Origin of the sequence: Frigoribacterium sp. RIT-PI-h (genome assembly GCF_001297205.1) — a bacterium.
In the GTDB taxonomy this organism is placed as follows: Bacteria; Actinomycetota; Actinomycetes; order Actinomycetales; family Microbacteriaceae; genus Frigoribacterium.
In genome coordinates, this window is the sequence record NZ_LHOZ01000069.1 from 21,118 (window position 1) to 27,266 (window position 6,149).

Sequence of the window (6,149 nt, forward strand, 5' to 3'; positions counted from 1 at the left end):
CTTTCAGCTGGGGAGAGATCTGGAGGCGCGTCCTGCGCGGGTGGTGCCGGTCGCGTCCTGCTCCCGGTGCGGTTCGAGGGGTGGTGCGGGTGGTGCGGGTGGTGCGGGTGGCGCGGGTCGTGCGGGTCGTGCGGGTCGTGTCACGCCTTCGTGGTGGCGATGCCCGAGATGAGATCCAAGGCGACCTCCTTCCCGCCGACCGAGACCTTGGGGACGGCCTCGGCGAACGACACGCTCGTGGCGGTGCCCTTCACCTCGACGCCGTCGGGGCCCGTGTAGCTGACCTCGCGGCCGACCAGGTTCGACGCGGCGATGCGCATCTGCAGCGAGAAGTTCTCGTTGGCCGTCGTCGTCTGGGCCGTGACCTGCTCCATCATCGCCAGCTGGGTGGTCTGCGACATCATGGCGTTGGTGTCCATCGGGGTCGACGGGTCCTGGTTCTTCAGCTGCGTGACGAGCAGCTTCATGAACATCTCGCTGTCCATCGTGTTCGCCGTGGCACGGCTCGAGCCGCTCTTCGCGGCGTTGGCGGCGGCGATCTGGGTCGCGACGTCGACGGTTCCCGATATCTGGTCGATCGGGGGCATGGGGTCTCCGGTTCAGACCAGGACGTCGAGGGACGTCGAGAGGGACGAGGCGGCGCGGGCACGGTCGACCGCACCCGTCGCGTCGAGGGGGTCGGTTCCGTCGCGCGGCGCGCGTCCGGTGCGGGCGTCGGCGGTGCGCGCCTCGGCGGCGTCGCGAGACTGCCCGCCCGGCCCGCCGTCGGCACCGGCCTGCGCCCCGAGCGAGCCGGGCTGACCGGAACGGTCGCCCCGGGCGTCGGACGGCTGGTTCTGCGACGAGAGGTCGACGCTGGTCTGGTGACCCGCGCCTCCCGGGCCTGTGCCTCCCGGGTTCGACGCCGTCGCGAGGTCGCGACGCAGGTCGCCGAGGATCGCCCGGACGGCGTCGCGGCCGGCCTCCGACGCGGCGAACATCTCGACGTGCGTGCCGTGCGCCGAGACGTGGGCCCGGACGGTGACCGGGCCGAGCGCCTCGGGAGCGACGTCGACGGTCACGACGTGCACCCCGGGCCCCGCCGCGGCGAGCGAGAACAGGGGGCGAGCGAGCTGCTGGGCCAACGGGGCCGGCTGCGCGGCGGCCGGCGTCGGGGTCGCGGACGAGGAGGCGCTGGTGGCGGAGGCCGCGGACGTCGCGACGGTCCCGGGGACGGCGAGCACGATCGGATCGACGGGGGCGGTCGCCGGGGCGGGGGCCGAGACGGCGGCGGGCGACGGTGTCGTCGTCGAGGAGGTCGAGGGAGCCGTCGTGCCGGACGGGCCGGACGGGCCGGACGTGGCGACGGCGGGCGACGAGACGGGACGGCCGTCCGACGTCGCCACCGCGGAGGGGGCAGGTCTCGGGATCGCTGATCCGGTACGGACCGGATCGCCGGCGACGGGCAGCGCCTCGGAGCGGCCGGCCGATCCGGTGGGTACCGGAGCGGACGGACCGGCAGGGGGCGGGTCGGCAGACACGCCGGCAGCCCCCGTTCCGGAGGGCGCGGCGGTCGCTGCGGTCGCTGCGGTGGTCGCGGTCGCTGCGACGACAGCGGGCGTGGCAGCGGTCGCGGCGGCGGTTCCCGGGGCGGACGCCGTGGCGGTGGGGGCGATCGCGGGGGTGACCGCGGGGATCGCTGCGGTGGCGGGAGCTGCGCCCCCGGCGGCATCCGTGGAGGAGGTGGTGGTCGGTGCCGACGCCCCGAGGGGCGAGCCGGCGACGGTCGAGTCGGCTGATCCGGTACGTGCCGGATCGCGGCTCTCGCCCGATGCGCCTGAGGAGGGCGACGCTCCGGTGCGTACCGGATCGGCGAACGCGGAAGGACGCAGCGACACGGCGGCGAGGGCAGGAGCCGCAGCGGGGACCGTCCCGGCGGCGTCCGTCGTCCCGGTGGACCCGGCCGAGGCGGAGGCGGTGGTGACGGCGCTGGCGACCGCGCTGGCGCTGGCGACAGCGCTGGCGAGAGCGACGGGCAGACCGGGCGTCGCGACGCCGGATGCCGTGCCGTCCGACACGGCGGGCCCGCCGTCGGTCGCCGACAGGGGCTCGGCGGCCCCGCTCGCGGTTCCGGGCTCGGCGGCACCTGCTGATCCGGCGGTCGGCGCCGAGGTCGCGCCGGCGAGCGACCGGCGCCAGGGCGCGACGGACGCGGGGTCGAGCGTCGACGGCGCGACGGCCTCGTCCGAAGCAGGGGTCGAGGAGTCCAGGGCGGCCGGGGCGTTCCGGTCGACGGGGCGGCCGGCGGTCCGCACGTCTCGGTCGGCGATGCGGGCGTCACGGTCCGCGACCCGGGCGTCGCGCCGGTCGGCGGCCCGCGAGGCGTGCTCGTCGCGCATGGCGGCGCCGAAGCCGGCGGCCGCACGGTCGGCGTCGCGGGCGGCACCGGCTCCTCCGGTGCCCGGCCCGCGCGACCCGACGGGAGCACGCAGCGACGACGCCTCCGACAGTGCGGGAGGCGCGAACGGCAGGGTGCGGGACAGGGTCACGAGGCCACCCCCGCGCTCATCAGCTTCTGGAGGGCGGCGGTCATCAGGTCGGTCCCCGACGAGGACGCGCCCGACGCACCGGCTGCACCGGAGAGACCGGACAGGCCCGACAGGCCGGAGAGACCCGACAAGCCCGACAGGCTCGACAGCGCCGACGACGGGGCCGACGTCGACACGGCACCCGTCGTTTCCTCGGCCGGGACGATGCGCCGGATCGTGCTGAGGTCGGAGTCCTTGTACCAGTTGTCGACGATCTGGACGTCCTTGCCCGGGCGGGGCGCGTGCAGCACCTTGCCGTCGCCGAGGTAGATCACGATGTGGCCCTCGCCCTTGGGCACGAGCAGGTCGCCGGGCTTCGCGTCCGCGAGCGACGACACCTCGGCGCCCATCCTCGCCTGGTCGGGCACGACCCGCGGCATGCTGACGCCGAGGTCCTTGAACACGGTCTGCACGAGACCCGAGCAGTCCATGCCCGTCCGGTCCTCGCCGCCGAACACGTACGGCACGCCGAGGTACTTCTTCGCGGCCTCGACCACGTCCGAGCCGTCGGCTCCGCTGCCGCTCGCGACCGATCCGGCCACGGCGTCCACGGAGGCGCTGGTCGCCGTCGCGCCCGTCCCGGACGTGCCGGCGAGCGCGTCGGCGAACGCCGTGGCCGACGTCGCGGACGCGGCCGTGGCCGTGGCCGTGGCGGACGTCGCACCGGTGGTGCCGGCGCGCAGCTGGGCGATGGTCGCCTGGATGTCCTGGATGCGGGACAGGACCTCGGTCACGGGACTCACGCCGCGCCTCCTGGGTTCTCGGGGTCGGTGCCGGACGGCGAGCCGTCGGGGCGGGGGCGCGAGGCGATCTCGTCGAGGGCGATCTGCTCGTCCCGCAGGTCGGCGGCCGCTTCGGCCACCACGTGCTTGTGCTCGAGCTTCTCGAGGCCGATCGCGGCACGACGCGCCTCGTTGAAGGCGGCCTGCGCGGCGTCGGCGTCGGCCTGACGGCGCTGCGTGACCGCGTCGAGCTCGGCGAGCATGCCGCGCGACGAGGCCCGCGAGGCGGCGAGCGCGCTCAGCATGGCGGCGTCCGTGACCGCGGACGGCTCGTCGGCGAGGGTGCGCTTGGCGCGCACGCGCTCGTCGGCGGCCTCACGCAGGCGGTCGTTGGCCTCGGCGAGGACGGCACCGGCCTGGTCCTGCTGGGCGTGACGCAGCCGCAGCAGGCCGAGCAGCGAGAACGGACGGGCCATCAGATCGCTCCGAACCGTGAGGTGAGCGAGGCGAGGGCGCTCCACGAGTCGGCCGAGGCCGCCCGGTCGTCCATGCCCTGCTGCAGGAACGCGTCGATGGCGCCCTGGTGGTCGACCGCCGCGTCGACGAGCGGGTTGGTGCCGCGCTGGTACGCGCCGACGTCGAGCAGGTCCTGGGCGGCCCGGCGCGCGGCCATCACCTTGCGCAGGGTCGTCGCGGCGGCGCGCTGCGGCGGGCTGGTCACCTTCGAGGCGACGCGCGAGACCGAGCCGAGCGCGTCGACCGACGGGAAGTGCCCGGTCACGGCCAGCTTGCGGTCGAGCACGACGTGGCCGTCGAGGATGCTGCGGGCGGCGTCGGCGATCGGCTCGTTGTGGTCGTCGCCGTCGACCAGCACCGTGTAGAGCCCGGTGACCGAGCCGATGCGGTCGGTGCCGGCGCGCTCGAGCAGGCCGGCCAGCACCGAGAACGTCGACGGCGGGTAGCCCCGGGTCGCGGGCGGTTCGCCGACCGAGAGGCCGATCTCGCGCTGGGCCATCGCCACGCGGGTGAGCGAGTCCATCATCAGCACGACGTCGGCACTCTGGTCGCGGAACGACTCGGCGATGCGGGTGGCGACGAAGGCGGCGCGGAGGCGCATCAGGGCGGGCTCGTCGCTGGTCGAGACGACGACGATCGAGCGGGCCAGGCCCTCGGGGCCGAGGTCGTCCTCGAGGAACTCGCGCACCTCGCGGCCACGCTCGCCGACCAGGGCGATGACGCTGACCTGGGCGTCCGAGCCGCGGGCGATCATCGACAGCAGCGACGACTTGCCGACGCCCGAGCCGGCGAACAGGCCGACGCGCTGGCCCTTGCCGACCGTGGTCAGGGTGTCGAGCACGCGCACGCCGAGCTGCAGGGGCGTGTCGATGCGTGCCCGGTGCATGGCGGACGGGGTCTCGTGGTCGAGCGGCACGAGGTCGACGCGACCCCCGTCGGCGCCGACGAGCGGCCCCTTGCCGTCGATCGGCCGGCCGAGTCCGTCGAGCACGCGCCCGAACAGGCCCGTGCCGGTCGGGACGAGCAGCGGACGACCGGTCGAGCGCACGGGCGGGCCGGGGGGGATGCCGGTCAGGCGGCCGAGCGGCATGCAGCGCACGCCGTCGGGCGTGGTCGCGGCGACCGCGGCGAGGTTCGGGCCGACGTCGGCGCCGCCGGCCGTCGCGTCGCCGACGGCGACGATCTCTCCGACGGCAGCGTCGAGACCCTGCACGGTGAGGCCGAGGCCCACGGCCGAGCTGACCCGGCCCACGCGTTGCGGGCGGGCCGCGACGCGTGCGGCGGCGAGACGGGGGGCGAGGGCGATCGGCACGCGCGGTCGGCGGCCGTCGACGACGGCACCCGTCGTCACGAGGGCAGGAGGCGCGGGGAGGGTCACGAGACGCCCCCGTCCGACGCCGGGTCGCCGAGCAGCGCCGTCCGGGCCCGGTCGAGCGCGGTGCCGAGTCGGGCGTCGACCTGGCCGATGCGTCGCTCTGCCTCGGCGTCGCCGCGGGCCAGGCTCGCATCGGCCACGAAGGACACCTCGGCGGCCACGGAGTCGCGGGTCGCGACGTCGAGCTGGGCGAGGTCGGCGGGGTGCAGGCGCACGGTCACGACGTCGCCGGGGTCGGTCACGGCCAGAGCGCGGGCGACGGCCGCGCGAGCGGGGCGGCCGATGCGCGGGGTGACGCCGGCTTCGGCGGTGGGGTCGGGCGGGGCGGGGGCGGCGCCCCCCGGCGACCCGTCGTCGACGGACTCGGAGGCGCGCAGCTCGTAGCCGAGGACCGCCTCGGCGAGCTCGAAGGCGGTCGCGACCAGCGCCTCCTCGGCGTCGTCCAGGACGGGCGCGACACGGGCGTCGAGCGCGCGGGCCGACGTGGCGAGGGCCTCGACGGCCGAGACGGCCGCGGCCTGGAGGCGGTGCAGCAGGTCGGAGTGCTCGGCCTCGAGCACGGCCCGGCGGGCACCGAGCTCGAGCTCGGCGGCGCGGCGGCCGGCGGCGTACCCGGCGGCGGGACCTCGGGCCTCGGCCCGGGCGTCGGGGGCGTGTCGGGGGGAGGCGGCGGCGGACCCCGGGAGGGGGGCGGAGGGGGAGCGGGCGCGCGCGAGGGCCGGGGCAGCGCCCTCGGGGGTCATCGCGGAGTCGAGCATCACGAGCCGTTCGGCGTTGGGGGTGACGGCCGATCCGTGGCCTGGGGTGAGGTGAGCGATCCGTGCTCACCGGCGACTCTCGGCCCGCGGCGGGCGGGCGTTAGGGCTTGCCCCGAAGGGGGGCCGCCCCGCGTGCCGAACCCGACCCGCACCTCCCGGCCCCGCGTGCCGAACCCGACCACGTCGGCCCGACACGCCGCTCACCTTCGTC

Annotated in this window: 6 protein-coding genes; all 6 read right to left on the minus strand. The window is 76.4% G+C overall.

What is annotated here, in order from left to right:
• Nucleotides 1-140: 140 nt before the first annotated feature.
• Nucleotides 141-587 (minus strand): flagellar hook assembly protein FlgD, encoded by a 447-nt coding sequence (locus AEQ27_RS08830; RefSeq protein ID WP_054146310.1) that lies wholly within the window; start codon nucleotides 585-587, stop codon nucleotides 141-143.
• Between the two features lie 12 nt (nucleotides 588-599).
• The gene (locus AEQ27_RS18535) at nucleotides 600-2,528 is read right to left on the minus strand and encodes a flagellar hook-length control protein FliK (RefSeq protein ID WP_054146311.1); all 1,929 of its coding nucleotides are present in this window, start codon (nucleotides 2,526-2,528) and stop codon (nucleotides 600-602) included.
• Nucleotides 2,525-3,310 (minus strand): C40 family peptidase, encoded by a 786-nt coding sequence (locus AEQ27_RS08840; RefSeq protein ID WP_235451035.1) that lies wholly within the window; start codon nucleotides 3,308-3,310, stop codon nucleotides 2,525-2,527. Before AEQ27_RS08840 ends, AEQ27_RS18535 begins: the two co-directional genes overlap by 4 nt.
• Nucleotides 3,307-3,765, minus strand: coding sequence for a hypothetical protein (locus tag AEQ27_RS08845; RefSeq protein WP_054146313.1), 459 nt, complete (start codon nucleotides 3,763-3,765; stop codon nucleotides 3,307-3,309). Before AEQ27_RS08845 ends, AEQ27_RS08840 begins: the two co-directional genes overlap by 4 nt.
• Nucleotides 3,765-5,117 (minus strand): FliI/YscN family ATPase, encoded by a 1,353-nt coding sequence (locus tag AEQ27_RS08850; RefSeq protein ID WP_054146318.1) that lies wholly within the window; start codon nucleotides 5,115-5,117, stop codon nucleotides 3,765-3,767. Before AEQ27_RS08850 ends, AEQ27_RS08845 begins: the two co-directional genes overlap by 1 nt.
• 62 nt (nucleotides 5,118-5,179) lie before the next feature.
• Entirely contained in the window at nucleotides 5,180-5,938 is a 759-nt protein-coding gene (locus tag AEQ27_RS08855) for a FliH/SctL family protein (protein ID WP_054146314.1), read from the minus strand.
• Between the last annotated feature and the right edge of the window lie 211 nt (nucleotides 5,939-6,149).